Below are 21,410 nucleotides of genomic sequence, written 5' to 3'. Positions count from 1 at the left end.
CGGAAGTGGAATGGATGATTCGATAGATGCGCCGCGTCCGTGACCTGGCCAAACCAGCCACCGTGGGTGAGCAGGGCGAGCTGTTCCCCGCCTGGCGCTACCACCAGTTCTTCACCGACAGCCCCTTTGAGACGCTGCAGGCCGAGCGCCACCACCGCTACCATGCCGTGATCGAGCAGGTCATCGCCGACGGGAAGGCCAGCCCTCTGGCCCACCTGCCCTCCGGGAACTTCAACGCAGGCGCCGCCTGGCTGGCCTTGTGGGCGATGTCGTTTCAACCTGCTGCACGTCACCGGCAAGCTGGCCTCGGCCTTCCACGCCCGTGCGACCACCGCCACCATCCGCGCCCACCTGCTCAACATCCCCGCCCGGCTGGCCCGCTCGGCCCGCCGCCTGTAGCTGCACCTGCCCCGGCATTGGCCCTGGGCCAACGCATGGCGGCAGTTGTTCGACACCATCCACGCCCCACCCGACAGCATCTGACCTGCCGTTATCCGCCGCCCGCCAGGGCCCGACCGGAACTGAAAACGTGGAAGAGCTGGGCAGACCAGCCGATCACCCTTACCCGCGGGCGGTCGATAACTCGACCGTCCTACCGAAAAGGCCGAAAGATGAGCCTCGATTCACCATCGGTGGATCGAGGCTAAGAGGAGATCACAAATAGCGGTACCAACTGGCGGGTATTTCCCACAAGGCGATTCCGAGAGTGCGTGGGCACTTGGGGTGCAGGGCCGTTTGACAGTGACACGGCCGAAGACTTTGTCGACGGTCTGGAGCGGCTGGCTGTCGAGGAACGACTGGCGGCGTTGGAGCGCATATTCACTCGTGCCATCCATTCCGTGGAGCTTGAGGAGTCACCTGGGGAAGTCGTGGCTGCTGCCGCAGTGGTGGCCGCAAACCTGGAATCGGGTGCCGCTTTGCCCTGGAGCACGGACTATCCGGGTATTTCGGCCTGGTTGCCGGAGCCTGTTGCGGCTGAGCTCTCACCTGCGGCGCTGCGGGCGATGGAGGCCGTTATTCCGGCCGACGGATGGTTCCGGCGAAGCTGGGTGACCAACGAAGAGAGGCGCGAAGCTGAGAGTGTCGTCGACACTCTGAAATCTGTTTTGGATTATCGCCGATAAGTGTATGGCTCGACCTGTCTCGAATCGACTGCGCACCGCTATCCGACACGGGTGCGGGAAAACGCGGACGTCAGGCTCCTGACCTCGTGGTCGTCAGAGTAGTGAGGCCAGTTCGAGGGCTTCATGGCGGGGTAGTAGTCGGCGAAGTCTGGTGTGGGGGAGTCATCGCGGGGCGGCTACGGGGATGTCCAGGTAATACTCCCAGCCGGGCCCGACCTCGCCGACCTGGTCGGTGGACTCCAGGCGTTGCACGAAGCGCAGTCGCGTCGAGCCGTCCGCTTCCTCCAGCAGCAGTTCGAGGAGCCAGTCGCCGTACTCAGTGCTCGTGAATGCTTCTGCCGCTTTTCGAGAAAGCTTGCAGAATGAGAGGGAGGTTGAGTTGGCGGCTGGTCCTGCCGGCGGTGGCCTGGAGGCAATGCTGGAGAGTGGAAGACCGGCGAAAACGGGTAGTCGCGTGGTGGTCGAGACTACTTATGAGGAAGCTCATGCGATATACTCACTATTAGTCTGCCTCCCATTATATTTTGCTACTGAAGAGACATTTCACTCCAGGGTCGGAGCCTTTACCGAGAATCTGATCGATATGGCTCACGGTTTTCTGATGGCGGTTCGTGAACTGGGCGGCTGAGCGTTCTCAAAGTCGGCATGTGGTGAAGCCCCGATCAATCTGTGCATCGTTAAGCCATGGCAGGACCTTTGGCGGAGACCCCTGACGCCGGGGTGGACGTTAGAGCCGTGAAGCCTGGTCGAGGAAGTGGGGCTTCATGGCGGGGTAGTAGTCGGCGAAGTCTGGTTTGGGGGAGTCTTCGCGGGCGGCTACTAGCATGTCCAGGTAGTACTCCCAGCCGGGGCCGACCTCGCCGATCTCCTTGGTGGAGTCCAGGTGCTGGACGAACCGCAGCCGTGTGGTGCCGTCCGCTTCCTCTAGATGCAGTTCGAGGAGCCAGTCGCCGTAGTCGTCGGACGCCGACAGTGCCAGCCGCTTCGGCGGCTCGCATGCGTCGATGTGCATGTCCATCCATGGCTCTTCTTCTTCGAAGGCCATCTGGACCTGGATGGTCTTGCCGGGGGCGGCGTCGCCTTTCCAGGGGCCGAACCAGCGGGCCGTGCGGTCGGGGTCGGTGACGCTGGCCCACACGTCCGTGATGGGCGCGCGGAACGTCCGGGTGAGGACGAGGTCGCTTCCGGTGCCGGTACGCAGAAGTTGAGCGGTCGGTTTCATGCCGTGTCCTCCTTTGGCTGGGCGGGAGCCCGGCCGGACCGGTTCTCGCGCCTGGTTCGGTAGACCTCTGTCTCCAGTGCGTCGAAGCGGTGCTCCCAGCCGGACGGTTCGGCGAACTGGGCGAGCCACGTGGACAGCTCGGAGAACCGTCCGGCGTCGAGCTCGTAGAGCCGATTTCTGCCGACCGCCTCGCCGCGTACCAGACCGCTCTGCCGCAACACGCGCAGGTGGCGGCTCACGGCCGGCCGGCTGATCTGGAAATGCGCGGCGATCTGCCCCGCGGAGAGCCTGCCCCGGCGCAGCATGACCAGGATCTCCCGGCGTACCGGGTCCGCGATCGCCCCGACGACGTCGTCCACGGAGAAAGCGTAACTCATAGGTTACGCATCTGGCCACACCGGGATTGAAGGCGGGGACGGGCGTAGTGCCAGGAAGGTTCGGGTCTAGCCCGGGCCGGAGGTGTTGCGGATCATTCGGCCCAGGACCTTGAGTGCGGCGACGTAGTCGGCGTCGTCGATGCCCTCGTGGATCCGTGCGGTGATCTCCGGCGCCAGTTGCTTGATGGCTCGTCGGCCCTCCTCGCCTTCGGGGGTGATCCACAGGCGGCCGTCGTCGTCGCGCCGGAGCCAGCCGCGGGCGAGGAGTGCCTCGGCCTCGGCTTCCAGATCGTCCTCGGGGCGGAGGTAGGTGCGCATCGCGTGGGCCAGTTCGGGGATCGTCATGCCCTGGCCGTCGGGCGAGATGTCGTGGGGAGAGAGGTTGCGCAGCAGCCAGAACTGCGGCTGGGTGGAGCCGTGCCGTGCCTGCTCCGCGCGGATGAAGCCGATCACCGACTCGTAGGCGACGCCGGTCCAGTAGGCGGCGGGCTGGCGGGCAAGCTCCTCATCGCTCATCTGGTCGATGCTCGGGATCTCGGTCGTGGTCATCAGGCGTGTCTCCTCACCAGTGGGACCGCATCACGCTAGAACCTCGACTTTTGTTGAGGTCAAGTGCTCCTTTCCGGGGCATGGTCGGCTTCTTAGGTCTTCCTGGGTGGGCATTGGCTTGGGGGGCTGTGGGCGTCAGGATGCTGGGGTGGGGTTGTCTTCTGGGTCGTTGCCGCCGTTTCCTCGGGTGCCGGGTGCTCTGGGTGGGGGGTCGGTGGTGTTGCCGGGGCCCTGGTATCGGATTCAGGCTGTGCCGGCGCCTCAGCGAGGGGCCTCGGCCGAGTGGGACTTCGTGAGTGTGCTGCCTGCGGCCTTGTCGGCGGCTCGGCTGGGGCGGCCGTTCGTGGTGGGATGGTTGTCGGCGGGGAGTGGGGCGCCGCTTCAGCTGATCACTAACGCGGGGCCCATCGGGACGCCGGAGGCCGGGGCCGAGACGCATGGGTTGCTGTTCCCGAGTGGGGCGCGTGGGGTGCCCATCGGGGACGGGTGGTTGCGGCAGGCCGAGCGGATGACGTGGACGCGGTGTCCCGGGCGGCTGGCACCGCCGGGGGGTGGGGTCGAGGGCGGGCCCGGGCTGTTCGAGGCGACGCTCGTCACGTTGATGGAGCGGCCGTTCGGGTGGTTCGTGGTGGCCGATCCGTGTGACGAGCGGTTGATCGATACCGAGATGCGCGAGTTGCACCACGAGCTGCGGATGCTGCGGCGAGGCGAGGACGAGCACGCGCGGCTGGCGGTGGCCAGGGCTGATCAGCGGCTGGCGGAGTTGGACGCGTTCCGCGAGGCCGGGCTCTGGCAGGTGCGCGTCCTCGCGGGGGCCGCGTCGCAGGACGAGCTGGGGCAGATCGCGCCCGTGCTGGTCGGGTCGATGGAGCTCGGGCATCATCCGTACCGGCTCAGGTCGGGGCAGGGGAGCGGGACGTTCGCGGAGATGCTGAGCCCCGGGGCGGCGCCCGCGCCGGTTCGTCCCGCGGCGGAGGAGCAGCGGTTCCCGTTCGTCGCGACGGCGGGGGCGCTGGCGGCGCTGGCCGGGCTGCCGCGGCGGGAGGTCCCCGGGCTGCGGGTGCTGGACGCCGGGTACTTCGACGTCACGTCCGAGACCACCCCGCAGGGCGGCGAGCCGCAGATCGAGCTGGGCGCCATCCTGGACGGGCAGGACCGGCAGGTCGGACGGTTCACCGTGCCCCGGTCGACCATCAACCGGCACGTGTTCGTGACGGGCGCGACGGGCGCGGGCAAGTCGCAGACCGTCCGGCATCTGCTGGAGCAGCTGACCAGGGCGGGCGTCCCGTGGCTGGCGATCGAGCCGGCGAAGTCGGAGTACGCGGCGATGGCGGGCCGGATCCGGGACCTCGGCGGGCCGGTGACCGTGGTCAACCCGTCCGACCCGGGTGCCGTGCCGCTGTCGGTGAACCCGCTGGCGCCCGAGCCCGGCTATCCCGTCCAGGCGCACATCGACATGGTGCGGGCGCTGTTCCAGGCCGCGTTCGACGCCGAGGAGCCGTTCCCGCAGATCATGGCGCAGGCGCTCCAGCGCGTCTACGAGAACAACGGGTGGGACGTGGTGACGGGCGCGGGCGTGCCCGGGTCGCTGATCGAGCCGGCGGTCCCGACGCTGGAGCAGCTGCAGAACGCGGCGCTCCAGGTCATCCAGGACGTCGGGTACGGGCGCGAGCTGATGGCCGACGTGCAGGGGTTCGTCGACGTGCGGTTGAGGTCGCTGCGCATCGGGTCGGCGGGACGGTTCTTCGAGGGCGGTCACCCGGCCGACATCGGCGGCATGCTGCGCGACAACATCGTCCTCGCCATCGAGGACGTCGCGAACGACGAGGACAAGGCGTTCCTCATGGGGACGCTCATCATCCGCATCGTCGAGCACCTGCGGATGCGCGAGCGCAGGCGCGACCGCGCGGCCGGGCCGGCGCTGCGGCATGTGATCGTCATCGAGGAGGCGCACCGGCTGCTGCGCAACCGCGGCCCGGAGCGCGGCAGCTCGCACGCGGTGGAGCTGTTCGCCGGGATGCTCGCGGAGATCCGCGCGTACGGCGAGGGCATCATCGTGGCGGAGCAGATCCCGACCAAGCTCGTCCCGGACGTGATCAAGAACACGGCGCTGAAGGTCGTGCACCGGCTGCCCGCCTACGACGACCGGCACCAGGTCGGCGCGGCGATGAACCTGGACGGCGACCAGTCCCGCGAGGTGGTGTCGCTACGGCCTGGCGTCGCCGCGGTGTTCGCGGACGGCATGGACCGACCCCTGCGCGTGCGCGTCCCGCTGGGCGAGGGACGCGAGGCCGAACTGCCGGGCCCGCCCCCGCCGGTCGACGGGCGACGCTCGGCGGCCTGCGGCTGCGAGTGCCGGTCGGGCCGCGCCTGCACCCTGTGGGAGCTCCGCGAGGCCGACCTGATCGCGGGCCACGCGGACTGGGCGTGGCTGCGGCTGTGGGCCGACACGCTCGTCCTCGCGCATGTCGTGAACCGTCCGATGCCGGCCGTTCCGCCCGAACTCGGGCGCGCCTGGTCGCGCCTCGCGCCGAGGCTCCGCGAGTGCGCGCTCGCGACCGTCCTGGAACGGGCGGTGACGCGCCGGTCCCGGTCGCTGCGGACCGCCTACCCGCCGTCCGACCTGACGGCCGCCGCCGCCGAGGTCGCGCAACGCCTGCTGGGCGGCGGCGCATCCGGTGCCGCCCCCGGCCCGCAATGGCTGATCCCGCAGGTCAAATGGCTGCACGAGCTGGACCGCCTCTTCCCCTACGGCGGCGCCGTCCCCGACAAGCACGCTCTCGCGCCGCCCCTCGACTACCCGCTGCCCGGCCTCAAGCAGCCGCCGGACGCGAAACTGGGCCACCGCCTGCGCGCCCTGCGCCGCCATCCGCTGTCGATGGAGCTGGAACGCAACCGTCCGATCGCCCTGACGGCCCTCTACGGCGACGACGACCAGTCGGGCTTCTTCCAGGACCTCGCCGTCGTCGCGATCGGGTTCGACGAGGACGACCAGATCGACCACGTGGCCGAGACGATGCGCGTCACCGGATGGCTGGAGCCGGTGCTGAGCTGGTTCGACCGTTTCGTCACGCCCTTCGAGGACCCCTCGAAGGGGCTGCCGTTCCTCGACCCGCCCCGCGAGGACGGCTGACTCAGATGTCGGACTCGGTGCGGGCGGGAAGGCCGGCCTTCTCCGCGACCGGCGCCCAGTAGCCGATGAACTCGGTCTTGGCGTCGCTGGCGCGCCGGTTGATGTCCGACACCTCGCCCTCGGACGGGCAGCCGGGCGCGACGTCCAGGTAGCGCTGGTTCGACTCGGTCGACGCCTCCAGCGCCCGGACGAGCGCGTCCTTCAGCTGCTCGCCGCTGTCGAGCGCGCTCACCTGCAGATTGCGCGCCTCGTCCAGCTGCCCCTGGCGCGCGTTGAGGATGCGCTGCAGACCGCCCCTCGAGCAGCCGCCGACCACCACCGTGCCGAGGTCGGAGCGGGTGGAGCCCATCTCGTCCAGAAGCGTGTCCACGGCCTTGGCCTGCGCGTCGAAGTCGCCCTCGGTGCTCCCGGTCTCGGATGGGGCGCTCTGGCTCTGCTGGGCGGACGGCTCGGACGCGGCCGGAGGCGTCGTCTCGGACCCGCTCGGCCAGAACACGATGGCCAGCGCCAGCCCGATCAGCAGGACGACCCCCGCCGCGCCCAGGAAGTACGGAAGCCTGCCGCGCTTCGGCGGCGCCGGCGGCTGCCAGATCGCAGGCTCCGCCCACGGTTCGGGCGAGAGATGGGTCGTCCGCTCCTCCGACGGCGGCATCGGGGTGGTGTGGTCGGCCTGCGCGCCCCACTGCAGCGTCCAGGGCGGCGGCACCGGCACGCCGCCGCCCTGCGGGTCGCGCACCGTCGCGTCCCCGCCGCCGGACGGCGGAAGCGGCGCGTTGCAGCGCGTGCACGTGGGCGACCCTGACGAGGTGTCGGTCCCGCAGTTTGGACACCGCATGACGGCCCCCTGCCCCGTGAGTACGAACGGTCCGACAATACTGCGCTACGGGCCGTTATACGCGCTTCCAGCTACGCTGCGGCTGGCCCGTCTTCTTCGCGACCGGGTTCCACAGGACGACGAACTGCTTCTTCGCCGTCGTCGCGCGCTGCTCGATGGCCGCGCGTCCGGGAACCCGCGCCGCGCTCGGACGCGGCTTGCCCTTGCAGCGCGGCTGGTTCGCCTGCGCCCACCGCAGCAGCACCTGGTCGACCTGGAGCGACGCCGTCAGGGCCTGCGACAGGGAGGTGCGCAGCCGCTCGCCGTTGGCCAGCTTGTCGACTTTGAGGGCCTTGGTGCGGTTCAGCTGGTTCGTCCGGCGCTGCGCGACCGTCTGGAACCCCTGGATCGCCTGCGGCAGCGTCTTGCACTTGCCGGCCCGGCCGAGCGCCCCGGCGAGGACCCGGCGCGTGTCGACGCTGTCGTTCAAGATCTTGTTCAGCACCGCGGCCTGCTGCCTGGTCTCCGCCGGGATCGCGTTCTTCTGCGCGACCTGCGTCTGGGACGCGGCCGGAGACGGGTTCGTGCCCGCCGAGGGGTCGTCGCCGCCGGACGGCCACGCGACGAACGCCACCGCGCCGACCGCGACCGTGACCAGCGCGGCGACGGCGGCGACGAGCGGCTTGCTCGTCCCGCCCTTGCCCTGGCCCGGCTGCAGAGGGCCGGGCTGCATCTGGCCCGGCGGGAAGCCGCCGTAACCCGGGCCGCCCGGCCCCATCGGCTGCACCCCCGGACCCATCGCCCCCATGGGCATGGGTGAGCCCGGGTCCATCCGCGTCTGGTCCATGCCGCCGCCGAAGCCCGGGTCTCCGAAGCCCTGGCCCGGGCCGGGCATGCCGGGGTTCATGGGCGCGGGGGCGAGCTGCGTCGCGTCGGCGTCCAGCATCGTCTGCGGCGCGCCCGCGGGTTGCTGCTGCCCCCACACCTGCGTCGCCTCGGCCTCCGGCGCCTCGGGCTTGCGGGGCTGCGCGAACCACGACTCCGGGACGATCGACTGAGCGCCGCTCGGCTGCTCGTCGACGCCGAAGGCGCCGGCCGGCGCGCCCCCGGGCGGCGGCTCGCTCGCGGGCTGCTCGTTCGCCCACGCGGGCGGAGGCGGCGGGGTGCTGAACCCGCCGGACTCGTCGTAGTCGTTCGGGTCGAACGTCCAGGCCGCGGTGTCCTCGGGATCGGCGGCCGGCAGCGGGGACGCGGCGGCCGGCGTCGGCCCCGTCGGCTCCACCGACAGCTGGAGCGGCGGCTGGGCGGGAGGCTCCGGCGACGTCTGCTGCGGCGAGGCGCCCCCCAACGGCACGGCCGGATCGGGCGCCGACGACGAGGCCCAGGACGGCGTGGGCGGCGGCACCATCATCGTCCGGTCGCCGAGCGCGTCGGCGCCGCCGGCCGGCGGCGCCTCCGCGACCGGTGCGCCCAGCGGAACGGCGGGCCCGACCGAGTACACGTCGATCGGCGCCGCGCAGTGCGAACACTTCCCGAGCGTCCCAGGCGTGTCATTCCCGCACGTCGGACACTGCATCGCTCAGACCTCGCCTTTTAGCCGCTTGCCCACGCTTGCGCTCCAGGCCCGCCGGCCGGGGCGGGCACCGCCTCCCCGCGTACCAGCAGGGCTCCCGACAAAAGTAGTGGGTGACGCCGTTCTCGGACGCGTGGTTGGGAATCTGGCACACCGCAGTCGGAGGTCGCACCGAATCACGACATGTCGGTATCGGTCAAGAAACTCATCACTGGTTTACCTGGAATCCTGTGATGCTGCTCACATCGCGTCCGCACGGCACCGGGGACGTCCGCGAACCCCGCCGCCACGCCGCGAGCGGCGCGCTCAGCGGCTAGGCTCGGAGCGGTTTCCCGGCGCATCCAGAGAAGACGGAGTCCGTAACGGGATCTCCCTCCAGGAGGAGGGGGCTTCGGCCCCTGCGGCTGAGGCCGTCGTTACCAGCACCGGCCGACATCTGTAAGGAGGTGACCTTGTCGGCTACGTTCCGCACAGGTGGGCCGACCCACCGGCCCGTGCTTCTCCAGCGGGCTGCTCTGGAATCGGGGCTCGCAGACACTCCCCGGATCGGGAACGAAACGGGGCTCCGACCTCCCGCCCGTCTGGGCGGTGGAACCGGTGCGGGACATGTGCGAGGAGAGACCACCGGCACCTCACCTGGTCCCGGTGGCGTCACCCCTGACCTCCGGGGCGGGGAGCGGCGCCGTGAGGCGCATCACGTTTTCGTGCTCGACAAGGACGGCGCACCGCTGCAACCTTGCCACCCTGCGCGTGCCCGGCGGCTCCTGGCCTCGGGACGGGCGGTCGTGGCGCGGCACACCCCCTTCGTCATCCGCCTGAAAGACCGCACGGCGGCCGCGTCGGAGGTGGAGGGAGTGGAGGTCGGCATCGATCCCGGCTCAAGGCACACGGGGATCGCCGTCTTCACAGCCCGGAAAGGGGAGCGGCGGGGCAGATACGCCATCCAGCTCGACCACCGGGGCGCGCGGATCCGCAAGAAGCTGGGACAACGTGCCGCTTACCGGCGTCGCCGCAGGTCGGCCAACCTTCGGTACCGGGCACCCCGGTTCCTGAACCGGGTGCGGCCGGACGGATGGCTGGCCCCGTCCCTGAAACACAGGGTCGACACCACGACGTCTTGGGTGGAACGACTCGCCCGGTGGGCACCCGTTGAAGCGGTGCATGTGGAGCTGGCCGCGTTCGACACCCATGCTCTTTCGGCCGGACGGTCGCTGGAAGGCGTGGAGTATCAGCACGGCACGCTGTATGGGTACCAGGTTCGCGAGTACCTCCTGGAGAAGTGGGGGCGGGCCTGTGCGTACTGCGGCGCCGTCAATGTGCCTTTGACCGTCGACCACATCCACCCCAGATCGAAGGGTGGCGCGGACAGGGTCTGCAACCTCGCCCTGGCCTGCGTGCCGTGCAACCAGAGCAAGAGTGATCGTCCCATCGAACTGTTTCTGGCTCACCGGCCGGCGACGGTGGTGCGGGTTCTCGCGCAGGCCAAGGCCCCGTTGCGTGACGCCGCGGCGATCAACTCGACTCGTCTAGGGCTGCGGCACGCCCTCGACCGCCGGTTTCCCGGCCGAGTCGTGGTGGGATCGGGCGGGCGGACGAGATGGAATCGCACCCGGTCCGGCCTGCCCAAATCCCACACCCTCGACGCACTGTGCGTGGGCGAGACCGGCGCTGTCACCGCATACCCGGCCACCGTGCTGGTGGTCGCGTGCACGGGGCGTGGCGGTCACAGCCGCACTCGGACCGACCGGTACGGATTCCCCCGCCTCCGGCTGCCGAGGAGCAAGACCGTACGCGGATTCCAGACCGGCGACCTCGTCAAAGCGGTCGTCCCCGGCGGAAAGAGGGCCGGGACGCATCTCGGGCGGGTCGCGGTCCGGGCGACCGGTTCGTTCAACATCACTACTCGCCACGGCACCGTCAACGGTGTCGGCCACCGTTACGCCCGGCTGTTGCAGCGGGCCGATGGGTACGGCTACAACACCCGTCCCGAGATTGCCGCGCGCGTGCACGGGCCCGATGCTGGTAGACAGGTGCCCGCACTGAAGGCGGGAACCTCTTCCCTGCAGTGCCTCGCAGGGGATCCGATCCCTCCCACGCCTCACGGCGGGGGTTTCCTCGAAGGAAGTCCATGAGCGATCTTCCGCTGCGTTCGCAGCTGGCCGTCGCGCTCGGTCGTACGGCCGCCAAGATGTCCCGTATGGCGGGCCGCGGGGACGGCTCGGTGATCGGCGGAAAGGTCGGTCTCCGGCTCGACCCCGAACTGCTGACCAGGCTCGCCAAGGACCGCAAGCTCGTCCTCGTCAGCGCCACCAACGGCAAGACGACGACGACCCGGCTGATCACCTCGGCGATGACGCCGCTGGGGGAGGTCGCCACCAACGCGTTCGGCGCGAACATGCCGACCGGGCACGTGTCCGCGCTCGCGTCCGCGCCGTCCGCCCGCTACGGCGTGCTGGAGTGTGACGAGAAATACGTCCCGATGGTCCTGAAGGAGACCGGGGCGAACGTCGTCGCGCTGATGAACCTGAGCCGCGACCAGATGGACCGCGCCGCCGAGATCTGGCTGCTGGCCGGCAAGTGGCGGCGCTCGCTGGAGGCGTCCCCGACCAGCCACGTCATCGCCAACTGCGACGACCCGCTGGTCACCTGGGGCGCGTCCACCGCCAAGAGCGTCACGTGGGTCGCCGCGGGCCAGCACTGGCGCGAGGACTCGTGGTGCTGCCCCGAGTGCGGCGGCCCCCTCGACCGGCAGGACACCGACGAGGACAGCGACTGGCGCTGCCGGCAGTGCCACTTCGCCCGTCCCCGCCCCGACTGGGCGCTGAAGGGCGACCTGGTCACCGGGCCGGACGGCCGGACGTACTCGTTCACCGGGCTGTCCCTGCCGGGCCGCGCGAACCGGTCGAACGCCCTGATCGCGCTGGCCGTGGTCGCGCAGTTCGGCGTCGCGCCCGAGCAGGCGCTGCCGCTGCTGTCGCAGGTCACCTCGGTCGCCGGCCGCTACACGACGGTCGAGCACGAGGGCCGCTCGATCCGGCTGCTGCTGTCGAAGAACCCGGCCGGGTGGCTGGAGGCGTTCGACGTCCTGCAGCCCGCGCCCGGCCCGGTCGCCCTGTCGATCAACGCGCAGGGGCCCGACGGGCGCGACACGTCCTGGCTGTGGGACGTCGACTACCGCATCCTGCGGGGGCGTCCCGTGTGGGTGACCGGCGAGCGCCGCATCGACCTCGCCGCCCGGCTGGAGGCCGCGGAGGTGTCGTTCACGATCGTGGACGACATCGACCAGGCGGTCATGGCCGTCCCGCCGGGCCACCTGGACGTGATCGCCAACTACACCGCCTTCCAGAGCATCCGAACGAGGTACGGCCGTGTCGTCTAACGCTTCCGACCGGGTCAAGATCGTCTGGATCTACCCGGACCTGCTCAGCACCTACGGCGACCAGGGCAACACGATCGTCCTGGAACGCCGGGCGGCGCTGCGCGGCATCCCGACCGAGACCGTGAGCCTGCGGTCGGACGAGCCCGTCCCCGCCGACGGCGACATCTACCTGCTCGGCGGCGGCGAGGACCGTCCGCAGATCCTCGCCGCGCAGCGCCTGCGCGGTGACGGCGGGCTGGCGCGGGCCGTCCAGTCCGGGGCGGTGGTGTTCGCCGTGTGCGCCGGATACCAGCTTCTCGGGCACGAGTTCGGCGGCGAGGAGGGGCAGCCCGTGCAGGGCCTCGGCCTCCTCGACATCCGCTCGGGACGCGGCGAGCAGCGCGCCGTCGGCGAGATCGTCGGGGACGTCGCGGGCGAGCTGAACGTCCCGCGCATCACCGGGTTCGAGAACCACCAGGGCGTCACGCAGCTCGGGCCGAACGCCCGGCCGTTCGCGAAGGTCCTGCACGGCGTCGGCAACGGCGACGGGTTCGAGGGCGCTTACAGCGGGCGCGTGCTCGGCACGTACATGCACGGGCCGGCGCTCGTCCGCAACCCGGGCCTGGCCGACCTGCTGCTCCGCTGGGCCGTCGGCCGCGACCTCCCGCCGCTGGACGCGTCCTGGGCCGAGCGGCTCCGCGAGGAGCGCCTCAACGCCGTCACGGTCTGACCGGGGCCGCCTCTTTGGGTCTGGTGCGGGGGCCGGGCCGGTGCGACGGTAGCGATCATGATCTGCTGCCGTCCGAGCCGCCGGGCCCTGCTGCGCTGGAGCGCCGTCGTCGCGGGCGCCTCCCTCCTGCCCGACACCGCCTGGGCGGCGGGCGGCGTCCGGCCGGTGAACCTGGAGCTGGTCACCGTCACCGAGACGACGGCCGTCCTCACCTGGTACACGGGCGTCCCGGGGACGGACGACGGCCTCGGCCGCATGCGGCCCGCCCCGTCCGACGCTGAGGTGCTGTACGGGACGCACCCGTCCCGCCTGACGCGGACCGCCCACGGCGCGCCGGGCACCCCGTACCACTACGTCGAGCTGACCGACCTGGAGCCGGGCCGGACGTACTACTACAAGGCCCGTTCTGAAGGGCGTGCGGCGACGCCGACCTGGCTGGCGGCGGGCCAGGCGGCCGGTACACCGCACGGGGACGTGTTCTCCTTCACGACCCCGCAGCCGCCGCCGGGCCGCCACCTGTTCTCCGTCGCCCTCTGCAACGACCTCCACCTGGGCGAGACGGTCGCCGGGCTGGTCGGCCGGCTGCCGTGGATCAAGGGCATCGAGCAGGTCCCCGGCCATCCGCCGTATCCGGAGGTGATGGCCAGGGCCCTGATGGCGGACGCCCGCAGCCGGGGCGCCGACTACCTCCTCGCCGCCGGGGACGTGTCGAGCGAGGCGGCCCCGGCCGACCTCGCGAGCGCCAAGAGCATCCTCGACACGTTCGGCGCGCTGGGCGGCGACTATCTGATCGCCCGCGGCAACCACGACCGGGCCCACGCTGGTGGGGCATACAGCGCGTGCAGTCCCGGCGAGCACCAGGGGAACGACTGCTTCAAGGACGCGTTCTTCCCGTCCGGCCGGACCTATTTCTCCCACGACCTCCAAGGCCTTCGCGTCATCGGCCTGGACACCTACGACAAGCCCGGTGACGGCGGCGACTCGGGCGGTCTTTCCGCGGCCCAGCACGCGTGGTTCGAAGCGGAGTTGAAGAAAGACCCCGACCGTCCCACCATCGTCTTCGGCCACCACCCGCTGTTCACCGAGAACGACCCGCTCGCCATAACCGGAACCCATTCCCTGGACGCGGGCCAATCTTTGAGAATCCTCGCCGCCTACAACCGGGCTCCCGGCGTCTTCCTCCACCATGCGGGCCACACGCACCGCAACCAGCGTTCGGTCTTCCCTCTCGCGCCCAGGGTCGTCCAGCAGGAGGTGGGGGCCGTCAAGGAATACCCGGGCGGTTTCACGCTGCTCCGCGTGCACTCAGGCGGTTACGCGCTCAACTTCTACAAGACGCGCAGTGACGAGGCGCGGGCGTGGAGCGAGCGCAGCCGGCAGGAACTGTCCGGGCAATGGCCGCAGCTGTCCTTGGGAAACCGTTCTATCGACCGGAACACGGTCGTCGCCCGAGACCTGTCCGGGCTCTCCGGGCGTAAGAGCCCCTGACGCTTGCCCCGCGCCGCGTCCCACCTGGGCAGGCGTTCTACACTTCATGATCGGCCTACCGGCATCATCACCCCGCTGACGGAGAGTCGGACATGCGCATCGAGGTCAACGGGCGGCCGGCGACCGCCGAGGCTCTCGCCCACCCGGCCCTGGTCAACTACGGCCACTTCACCGCCATGCAGGTACGGGAGCCCGTGCCGCACATCAGGCACGTCGGCGGCTTCGGCCAGATCCACTTCGGACTCAAGGCCCAGCGCGCCGGCTTCGACGACGCGCTCCTCGTCCTGCGGGACGGACGCGTCGCCGAAGGCGGCATCACCAACATCGGCTTCTTCCGGGACGGCGGCGTCGTCACCAACTCACTGGGAATCGCGCCGGTCACCCGCATCGGCGACGTGACCTACCCGGTGAGCGACCTGATGGCCTCGGCGGACAAGGCGTACGCGTCCGTCCCCTGGGGCCGGATCTGATCTCACTGCAGGGCGGAGAGGCCCTTCTCCAGGTCGTCCCGCGTCATCACCGGCTGGATCTCGATCTTCGCGCCCAGCTCCTGGAAGAGCGGCTCGGCGATGACCGGCAGCGTCGAGCTGTCCTGCATGTCGAACACGAAGGTGCAGGCCCGGCCGCCCTCGCTGGGACCGAAGTAGGCCGCCTCCGGCTGGAGCTGCTCCATCATCGCCTTCAAGATCTCGGGCAGCCGGCCCTTCCTGAGCGTCTCGTTCGAGACCTGGGTGTCCATCTGCGCTCTCAGCATGACTCGCATAGCGGTGCCCCTACCGCACCGGAGCCGGCGCGACCCCCGTCCACGCTCCCTGCGACCCGGTGCTGTCCTGGTCAATCTCCCGCGGTGCCCGGGGCAAACCTCCGGCCTCAGCCGTCGTAGGGCACGTGCGGCGTCCAGTCGCCGTCCGGGCGGCCGACGGCCCGCCACATGGCGTCGGCGATCGGGGGCGGGGAGAACGGCCCCTCCTTGGCGAGCACGCCGTTGATCTGCACCGCGACCGCGCGGATGCCGTCGGGCGCCAGGGTGGCGTCGAGGCTGGTGACGAGGTTCCGCACCGCGGCCTTCTGGACGCCGAGCGACGCGGCGATGTGCGACGGGTGGTCCGCCGCCGCCGATCCGGTGACCAGCACGCGGGCGCCGGCCCGCATGAACGGCCGCGCGGCCTGGACGGCGGGGAGCAGCGCGCCGGCCCCGAACGCCACGTCCTCCAGGAGTTCGGCGACGCTGAGGTGCAGCGGGTCCTTCTCCCGCCACGCGCTGGGGTTGAAGTGCAGGACGTCGATCCGGCCGTGGCGCTCGCCCGTCTCGCCGATCACGTTGCCGACGTCGACGGGATCGGTCAGGTTCACCCCGGCGCCCTCGGCCTCGTGCCCCTCGTCCCGGAGGGTCGAGGCCAGGGAGTCGGCATGGTCGGCCGCGTGGGTGGTCAGCACCGCGGCATGCCCCTCGCGGGCGAAACGGCGGGCGACGGACAGCCCCAGGCCGGGACCGGCACCGAGAACGACAAGGACAGGCTTGGTCATGCCGACGATTCTCCACCACGCAGAAGAACGACGGATGAGCGGCCTGCCCCCGGTCACGCGGCCCCAGGCCGGGCGCCGTGCCGGAATCAGGGTTCTTTCCGGACGAACGAGTCCAGGTAGGGGGCGAGTTCTCTGGCGACGGTGCGCAGCGGGCGGACGCTCTGCTCCGCCCTGGCCAGCAGGATGGCGCCCTCCAGAGAGCTGATCATGAGCGTCGCGAGGGCGGGGGCCTTCCCGGACGGCACGCCCATCGCGGTCAGTTCGCGGGCGACGGGCCGGCGCCAGGTGTCGAACGCGGCGGCCGCGGCGGCCCGGGTGGACGCCACCGACTCGGCGCAGTCGACGGTGGCCGCGGCGACGGGACAGCCGCGGTCGAAGCCGGTCCGTCCGAACTCCTCCGTCCACTGCCGCACCATCGCCGCGAAGAGCCTGCCCGGGGTGGGACGTCTCATGGCGGTCACGAACCGGGCGACACGTGCGCTCGCGTAGCGTCCGGCCCACTCCACGGCCTCGTTGACCAGTTGCTCCTTGCCGCCGGGAAAGTAGTGCTGGAGCGAACCGCGCGGTGCCCCGGCGTGGGCGGCGACGTCCCGCAGACCCGTGGCGGTGACGCCGTCGCGCCGGATGAGCTGCGCCGCGCTGAACACCATTCGCTCGCGCGGGTCCCGCTCACCGCTCGCCATGGCCGAGCCTCCTAATGAATTCTCACCGGCTATTGCGTTGTCTACCTGCGTCATTATCATGACCAGTGTCATAACTCGCAAGGCCGTCCCGCCGGGGAGCGGCCCGAGGAGGGGCGATGGTGGACATGGACGCCGGCTTCATCGGCCTCGGCGTCATGGGACGGCCCATGGCGCTCAACCTCGCCCGCGCCGGAACCCGCCTCGTCGTCTGGAACCGCACCGCCGCCAAGAGCGAGAACCTGCGCGCGGCCGGCGCGGCGGTGGCGGAAAGACCGTCCGAGGTGTTCCGCCGGACGAGCACGGTGCTCCTCATGCTGGCCGACGGCCCCGCCATCGATGCCGCCTTGGGACGCGGAACCCCTTCCTTCGCCGAGAACGTCAGGGGGCATGTCGTCGTACACATGGGAACGACGTCCCCCGGGTATTCGCAGGGGCTGGAAGCCGACATCCGGGCCGCGGGCGGCCGCTACGTCGAGGCTCCGGTGTCCGGCTCACGCGGTCCCGCCGAGGCCGGCGAGCTGGTCGCGCTGCTGGCCGGCGAACCGTCGGCGGTGGACGCCGTCCGGCCGCTGCTGCGCCCGATGTGCCACGAGGCGTTCGCCTGCGGGCCGGTCCCCCAGGCGCTGCTGACGAAGCTGTCGGTCAACCTGTTCCTGATCACCATGGTCACCGGGCTGGCCGAGGCGTTCCACTTCGCCGATCGGCACGGCCTCGACCGGCGGCGCCTGCTGGACGTCCTCGACGCCGGCCCGATGGCGAGCACCGTGTCGCGCGCCAAGGGCCGCAAGCTCGTGGAGCGCGACTTCACCGTCCAGGCGTCCATCGAGAACGTCCTGGACAACAACCGCCTGATCGCCGAGGCCGCCCGCTCCGTCCAGGTCGCCTCGCCCCTGCTGGACGCCTGCCACGCCCTCTACGGCGAGACCCTCAAGCTGGGAGACGGCCGGTCCGACATGGCCGCGGTGGTCAAGGCCCTGGAGGCCCGAACCGGCATGCCGATAGCGTCCACCCACCCGTAGGGCCTCGAAGAAGGCGCCGTCGGCTGGCGGTTCCGTAGGGGTTATTGTTCGGGCGCGCCCAGAGGATGTGTCGGACCAGGGCTCGCCGGGGGTGAGCTTTGTGGTGGCCGGTCGGCGTGCGGGGCGTTAGGAGAACATTCTCGGCCCTCGGCGGGGCAGCGGTCGGGGGCGGCTTTCCGGAGGGGTTAGCGGGTGCTCCGCTCGGTGCCGTCGTCGCTGGTCGCGGCGTCGGGTGGGTTGGCGGCGGTGGTGAAGATCTCGCGGGCCTGGGTGGCCCAGGTTTGGGCTGGGGACGTGGTGTCGCCCCACTCTTCGATCTGCTTCAGTGCCCACTCGGACCAGGCGGTCATCTGGTCGAGGTAGGCGGTCATGAACTGCATTCCCAGGGCGTTGACGTGGGCGCGGTGGGGGTACTCGCCGCCCGTTTCGAGGATGCCGCCGGCCATCCCGGCGAAGTGGGCGCGGCGTGCGGCGGCGTCGGCGGCGATGGCCCGGAGTGACCTGCGGAGCTGGTCGATGTCGCCTTGATCGGCGAACAGGACGCGCAGCATGCCCTCGAACTCCATGGCGGGCGGTGCCGGCTCGGTGCCGAGCCAGCGGGCGAGGGCCTCCCGCCCGGCGGGGGTGATGGAGTAGGTGGTGCGGCGCCGCCGTCCGACCAGATCCTGGACCGCCTCGGCGTATCCGGCGGCGACCAGGCGCTTCGGCTCGTCGTAGAGCTTGCGTTCCGCCCTGGGCCAGATGTAGCCGACGGTGCGCTGCATCTGCTTGGTCAGCTCGTAGGTGGTGTGGTCGCGCAGCGCGAGCAGCCCGAGGATCGCGTACGAGGTCGTCGTCAGTTCTGCCACGCCGGCTCCTTGACATACTGCCTTTGGCGGGATCACGCTCGGACGGAGGGTTTACTGCAGAGGGCAGTATATGAGGGGGGCCGTACCGCCATGACGCACGGGGCCACCGCCCGCACGGGCGAGACGATCTGGATGCTCAACAGCTGGATGAGGTACGTCGCGACCGGCGAGGACACCGGGGGCGGGCTCGCGGTCCTCGAACAGCGCCTCACCCCGGCCGGTGAACCGCCCCCGCACGTGCACGCGAACGAGGACGAGGCCTTCTACGTCCTCGATGGGCACCTGGGAGCCACCCTCGGCGATGACACGGCCGTCAGCGCCGGGCCGGGCGAGATGATGTTCCTACCCCGGGGGATCCCCCACAGCGTGCATGTGCAGACCGATGAGGTCCGCTGCCTGGTGCTGGTCACCCCGGCCGGGTTCGAGCGCTTCTTCGCCGCCATCGGCGAGCCCGCCCCGACCGACGACATCCCCGAGCCGACCACCCCTGACGTGGCGGCAGTCGCCGCCGAAGCGGCTCGCTACGGCGTCACCCTCCTCCCTCCCGCCTGAGTTGGACGCTGCGGTCGGGGCTGGGCAGCCGATGGACGGCGTCCGTGGTTCGCGTTCGGTTCCGAGTACTTCCGCGTGATTCGTCCAGTCAGAAGGCGTCGGGGGGTGGTCAGCAGGAGCGCTCGTACTCGACCTGCTGGATGGGAATGCCGTCGCCGTAGTCGAAGCCGCGCGTGGCGCCGGACTCGGTGAAGCCGCATTTGGTGTAGAAGCGGCGGGATTGTGCGGTGTCGCGGAGCGTCCACAGGTGGACGTGGGTGAACCCGTCGTCGTGGAGGCGGCGCAGCGTCCCCGTCATCAGTGCCGCGGCGACGCCCCTGCCCCAGCCGTCGGGGTGGCAGTAGAAGCCGAAGATCTCTGGGAGGCCTGGCCGCGTCGGGGACGGCCGCGAGAAGGACAGGGCCAGGGGACGGCCGTCCAGTTCGGCGAGCAGGATCGTCCCGGCGCCCTCCGCGATCCGGTCGTGCCATCTTGCGCGCCTGCTCTCGACGGCTCGCGCGGCGAACTCCGGTTGGAAGAAGGGGGCGTGGGACGCCTCCCACGACACGGCGTGGATCTCGCCGAGCGCGTCACCGTCCTCTGGGCGGGCGTGACGTATCTCGATCATCCGATCACCGTACACACCGTGCTCGGCACGGCCGCTCGGTAAATTCCTGTCGTCCAGTGCCGGAGTTTCTCGGGGTTGCGCACCACCCAGATGTGTTTGATCCGATCGCCTGCGACCTCGAAAGCGAACACCGTGACGGTGACGCCGTCTTGCTGGGCCTCCAGGCCGGGCTGGCCGTTGACCGTGCACTCCAGGAAGGTCATGTCGCCTTGCCTCCGGTGGGCGAGTTCGGCCCAGGCGTGCGCGACCTCCTCCCTGCCTTCGATGGGGTGCAGGAAAGCGGTGGCGAGGCCGCCCCCGTCGGCGGTCGCCGTGGCGTCGGGGTCGAGCAGGCCGATGAGGGCGTCGATGTCCTTGGCCTCCCACGCCCGCTTGAAGTCCCGGACGACTCCGGCGCGCGGGGCCGCCGGAGTCGCGGAGGGCCGCGCGGCCCGGAGGCGGCGGCGGGCCGAGGAGGCCAGCTGGCGGCAGGCCGCCGGGGTGCGGCCGACGATCTCGGCGACTTCGGCGAACGGGTGGCAGAAGACGTCGTGCAGGATGAACGCGACGCGCTGGGCCGGGGTCATCGATTCGAGCACGACCAGGAAGGCCATGCCGACCGACTCGTCCAGGGTGACCCGGTCGGCCGGGTCGGCGGTCGCGCCGCCCGGTCGCCCGTCGATCCACTCCGTGCGCCCGGGGAGCGGCTCGGGGAGCCATTCGCCCACGTAGGTCTCGCGCCGGGCCCGTGCCGAGCCGAGCAGGTTGAGGCAGATGCGGCTGGTGACCGTCGTCAGCCAGGCGCCGGGCGACTCGATGGCGTCCTGCTGCCGCCGGGACATGCCGTACCAGCGGGCGAACGTCTCCTGGACGGCGTCCTCGGCCTCGGACAGCGACCCGAGCAGGCGGTACGCGAGGCCGATCAGCCGGCGCCGCTCGCTCATGATCGCGTCCAGGCCCGGATCGTGCCGGTCCCGCCCCGGCCCGGATCGGGTGGTCATGGTGCAGACGGCTCCCTTGGTCGCGACTTCCCTCACAAGTTCGACAAGCCGGCGCCCCGGAATGTGAGGCCGGCGAGCCGCCTCACATTCCGGACGGCTGCGTTGTCGAACCGCTGAGACGGACGCATCGTCCAGCGAGCAGGAGGCTCAGAGACATCATGACCACCCGTATCCCGGAAATGTCGTTCACCGAACCGGCGTCCGTGCAGCGCCTCGCTCGGGCGGCGGCCGCGCTCACCGCACACGGTTTCACCGTCGAGCTCCTCGATGACGCCGCCGCCGCGCGCACCCGCGTCCGAGAGCTGATACCGGACGGCGCCAGCGTGTTCACCGGGGCCAGCGAGACCCTCCGCCTGTCCGGCATCGATGAGGACATCAACGCCGGCGGGCGGTACAAGGCCGTCAAGCCGCGCGTTCTGGCCATGGACCGCGCGACCCGGATGGACGAGATCCGGCGCATGCTCGCCGTCCCCGACGTCGCCGTGGGCAGCGTCGCCGCCGTCACCGAGACCGGCTCCGTCGTGGTCGCGTCCGGAAGCGGAAGCCAGATACCCGGCTACGCCGGCGGCGCCGCCCGCGCGATCTGGATCGTCGGGGCGCAGAAGGTGGTGCCCGACCTGGAGACCGCACTGCGCCGCGTCGAAGACCACTGCCTTCCGCTGGAGAGCGCCCGCACCCAGGCGGTCCACGGGTGGCCCAGCGCCGTCAACCGCCTCCTCATCCTCAACGCGGAACCGTCCCCGGGGCGCGGGACCGTTCTCTTGCTCCGCGAAGCGATCGGCTTCTGACCCCCGCAGCGGCCTTGGGGGAAACGGTGGGGAAACCG

General features: G+C 70.8%; 23 protein-coding genes. 12 read left to right on the top strand and 11 right to left on the bottom strand.

What is annotated here, in order from left to right; all coding sequences use genetic code 11:
- The first annotated feature begins 26 nt into the window (after window positions 1-26).
- The 3 genes from BM339_RS48685 to BM339_RS48680 all read left to right on the top strand — a co-directional run bounded on the left by BM339_RS48685 (window position 27) and on the right by BM339_RS48680 (window position 1,752).
- Window positions 27-647, top strand: coding sequence for a hypothetical protein (locus BM339_RS48685; RefSeq protein WP_143118453.1), 621 nt, complete (start codon window positions 27-29; stop codon window positions 645-647).
- Window positions 648-710: 63 nt separating this feature from the next.
- On the top strand, window positions 711-1,124 hold the full coding sequence (locus BM339_RS16465) for a DUF4259 domain-containing protein (protein WP_075021408.1): 414 nt from the start codon (window positions 711-713) through the stop codon (window positions 1,122-1,124).
- 325 nt (window positions 1,125-1,449) lie between these two features.
- Window positions 1,450-1,752: a hypothetical protein gene (locus BM339_RS48680; protein ID WP_143118452.1), complete on the top strand. Its 303-nt coding sequence runs from the start codon at window positions 1,450-1,452 to the stop codon at window positions 1,750-1,752.
- Window positions 1,753-1,851: 99 nt separating this feature from the next.
- On the opposite strand, the gene BM339_RS16460 is transcribed toward BM339_RS48680, so the two are convergent.
- From BM339_RS16460 to BM339_RS16450, 3 genes are all read right to left on the bottom strand, one after another.
- Window positions 1,852-2,346, bottom strand: coding sequence for an SRPBCC family protein (locus tag BM339_RS16460; protein ID WP_075021407.1), 495 nt, complete (start codon window positions 2,344-2,346; stop codon window positions 1,852-1,854).
- Window positions 2,343-2,705 carry a metalloregulator ArsR/SmtB family transcription factor gene (locus tag BM339_RS16455; protein WP_083597669.1) on the bottom strand — a complete coding sequence of 121 codons (363 nt, stop codon included), beginning with the start codon at window positions 2,703-2,705 and terminating at the stop codon, window positions 2,343-2,345. The genes BM339_RS16460 and BM339_RS16455 overlap by 4 nt, the downstream gene beginning before the upstream one ends.
- A gap of 84 nt (window positions 2,706-2,789) precedes the next feature.
- Window positions 2,790-3,272 (bottom strand): transposase, encoded by a 483-nt coding sequence (locus BM339_RS16450; protein WP_075021405.1) that lies wholly within the window; start codon window positions 3,270-3,272, stop codon window positions 2,790-2,792.
- A gap of 469 nt (window positions 3,273-3,741) precedes the next feature.
- On the opposite strand from BM339_RS16450, the gene BM339_RS16445 reads away from it, so the two are divergent.
- On the top strand, window positions 3,742-6,405 hold the full coding sequence (locus BM339_RS16445; protein WP_024935598.1) for an ATP-binding protein: 2,664 nt from the start codon (window positions 3,742-3,744) through the stop codon (window positions 6,403-6,405).
- A 1-nt stretch (window position 6,406) separates the two neighbouring features.
- Here BM339_RS16445 and BM339_RS16440 read toward each other — a convergent pair whose 3' ends face one another.
- The gene (locus BM339_RS16440) at window positions 6,407-7,141 is read right to left on the bottom strand and encodes a flagellar basal body-associated FliL family protein (protein ID WP_075021404.1); all 735 of its coding nucleotides are present in this window, start codon (window positions 7,139-7,141) and stop codon (window positions 6,407-6,409) included.
- 154 nt (window positions 7,142-7,295) lie between these two features.
- Window positions 7,296-8,795, bottom strand: coding sequence for a hypothetical protein (locus BM339_RS52300; protein WP_143118451.1), 1,500 nt, complete (start codon window positions 8,793-8,795; stop codon window positions 7,296-7,298).
- Window positions 8,796-9,496: 701 nt separating this feature from the next.
- On the opposite strand from BM339_RS52300, the gene iscB reads away from it, so the two are divergent.
- The 5 genes from iscB (at window position 9,497) to BM339_RS16410 (ending at window position 14,838) form a co-directional block, all read left to right on the top strand.
- Complete coding sequence (iscB, locus tag BM339_RS16430; protein WP_256255374.1) at window positions 9,497-10,924, top strand: RNA-guided endonuclease IscB; 1,428 nt, start codon at window positions 9,497-9,499, stop codon at window positions 10,922-10,924.
- Window positions 10,921-12,171, top strand: coding sequence for a Mur ligase family protein (locus BM339_RS16425; protein WP_075021402.1), 1,251 nt, complete (start codon window positions 10,921-10,923; stop codon window positions 12,169-12,171). The genes iscB and BM339_RS16425 overlap by 4 nt, the downstream gene beginning before the upstream one ends.
- Complete coding sequence (locus BM339_RS16420) at window positions 12,161-12,880, top strand: type 1 glutamine amidotransferase (protein WP_021594544.1); 720 nt, start codon at window positions 12,161-12,163, stop codon at window positions 12,878-12,880. Before BM339_RS16425 ends, BM339_RS16420 begins: the two co-directional genes overlap by 11 nt.
- 57 nt (window positions 12,881-12,937) lie before the next feature.
- Window positions 12,938-14,368, top strand: coding sequence for a purple acid phosphatase family protein (locus tag BM339_RS16415; protein ID WP_075021401.1), 1,431 nt, complete (start codon window positions 12,938-12,940; stop codon window positions 14,366-14,368).
- A 92-nt stretch (window positions 14,369-14,460) separates the two neighbouring features.
- On the top strand, window positions 14,461-14,838 hold the full coding sequence (locus BM339_RS16410) for an aminotransferase class IV (RefSeq protein ID WP_075021400.1): 378 nt from the start codon (window positions 14,461-14,463) through the stop codon (window positions 14,836-14,838).
- 2 nt (window positions 14,839-14,840) lie between these two features.
- On the opposite strand, the gene BM339_RS16405 is transcribed toward BM339_RS16410, so the two are convergent.
- From BM339_RS16405 to BM339_RS16395, 3 genes are all read right to left on the bottom strand, one after another.
- Window positions 14,841-15,122 carry a hypothetical protein gene (locus BM339_RS16405; RefSeq protein WP_081842682.1) on the bottom strand — a complete coding sequence of 94 codons (282 nt, stop codon included), beginning with the start codon at window positions 15,120-15,122 and terminating at the stop codon, window positions 14,841-14,843.
- Between the two features lie 116 nt (window positions 15,123-15,238).
- Window positions 15,239-15,895, bottom strand: coding sequence for an SDR family NAD(P)-dependent oxidoreductase (locus BM339_RS16400; protein ID WP_075021399.1), 657 nt, complete (start codon window positions 15,893-15,895; stop codon window positions 15,239-15,241).
- An 86-nt stretch (window positions 15,896-15,981) separates the two neighbouring features.
- Entirely contained in the window at window positions 15,982-16,578 is a 597-nt protein-coding gene (locus BM339_RS16395) for a TetR/AcrR family transcriptional regulator (RefSeq protein WP_075021398.1), read from the bottom strand.
- Between the two features lie 116 nt (window positions 16,579-16,694).
- On the opposite strand from BM339_RS16395, the gene BM339_RS16390 reads away from it, so the two are divergent.
- Complete coding sequence (locus BM339_RS16390; protein WP_256255373.1) at window positions 16,695-17,597, top strand: NAD(P)-dependent oxidoreductase; 903 nt, start codon at window positions 16,695-16,697, stop codon at window positions 17,595-17,597.
- Window positions 17,598-17,782: 185 nt separating this feature from the next.
- Here BM339_RS16390 and BM339_RS16385 read toward each other — a convergent pair whose 3' ends face one another.
- Window positions 17,783-18,445, bottom strand: coding sequence for a PadR family transcriptional regulator (locus tag BM339_RS16385; RefSeq protein WP_075021397.1), 663 nt, complete (start codon window positions 18,443-18,445; stop codon window positions 17,783-17,785).
- Between the two features lie 90 nt (window positions 18,446-18,535).
- On the opposite strand from BM339_RS16385, the gene BM339_RS16380 reads away from it, so the two are divergent.
- A complete protein-coding gene (locus BM339_RS16380; RefSeq protein ID WP_075021396.1) occupies window positions 18,536-18,997 on the top strand; it encodes a cupin domain-containing protein in 462 nt (153 codons plus the stop codon).
- 109 nt (window positions 18,998-19,106) lie between these two features.
- Here BM339_RS16380 and BM339_RS16375 read toward each other — a convergent pair whose 3' ends face one another.
- Both BM339_RS16375 and sigJ read right to left on the bottom strand, forming a co-directional pair.
- A complete protein-coding gene (locus tag BM339_RS16375) occupies window positions 19,107-19,604 on the bottom strand; it encodes a GNAT family N-acetyltransferase (RefSeq protein WP_075021395.1) in 498 nt (165 codons plus the stop codon).
- Window positions 19,601-20,584 (bottom strand): RNA polymerase sigma factor SigJ, encoded by a 984-nt coding sequence (gene sigJ, locus BM339_RS16370; RefSeq protein ID WP_075021394.1) that lies wholly within the window; start codon window positions 20,582-20,584, stop codon window positions 19,601-19,603. Before sigJ ends, BM339_RS16375 begins: the two co-directional genes overlap by 4 nt.
- Before the next feature lie 158 nt (window positions 20,585-20,742).
- Here sigJ and BM339_RS16365 point away from each other — a divergent pair, with 158 nt between their 5' ends.
- Window positions 20,743-21,372 carry an LUD domain-containing protein gene (locus tag BM339_RS16365; protein ID WP_075021393.1) on the top strand — a complete coding sequence of 210 codons (630 nt, stop codon included), beginning with the start codon at window positions 20,743-20,745 and terminating at the stop codon, window positions 21,370-21,372.
- The last annotated feature ends 38 nt before the right edge of the window (window positions 21,373-21,410 follow it).

Origin of the sequence: Actinomadura madurae (assembly GCF_900115095.1) — a bacterium.
Lineage (GTDB): Bacteria > Actinomycetota > Actinomycetes > Streptosporangiales > Streptosporangiaceae > Spirillospora > Spirillospora madurae.
Note: the sequence above shows the minus strand (reverse complement) of the source record. Positions and strands in the feature narration are given on the sequence as shown.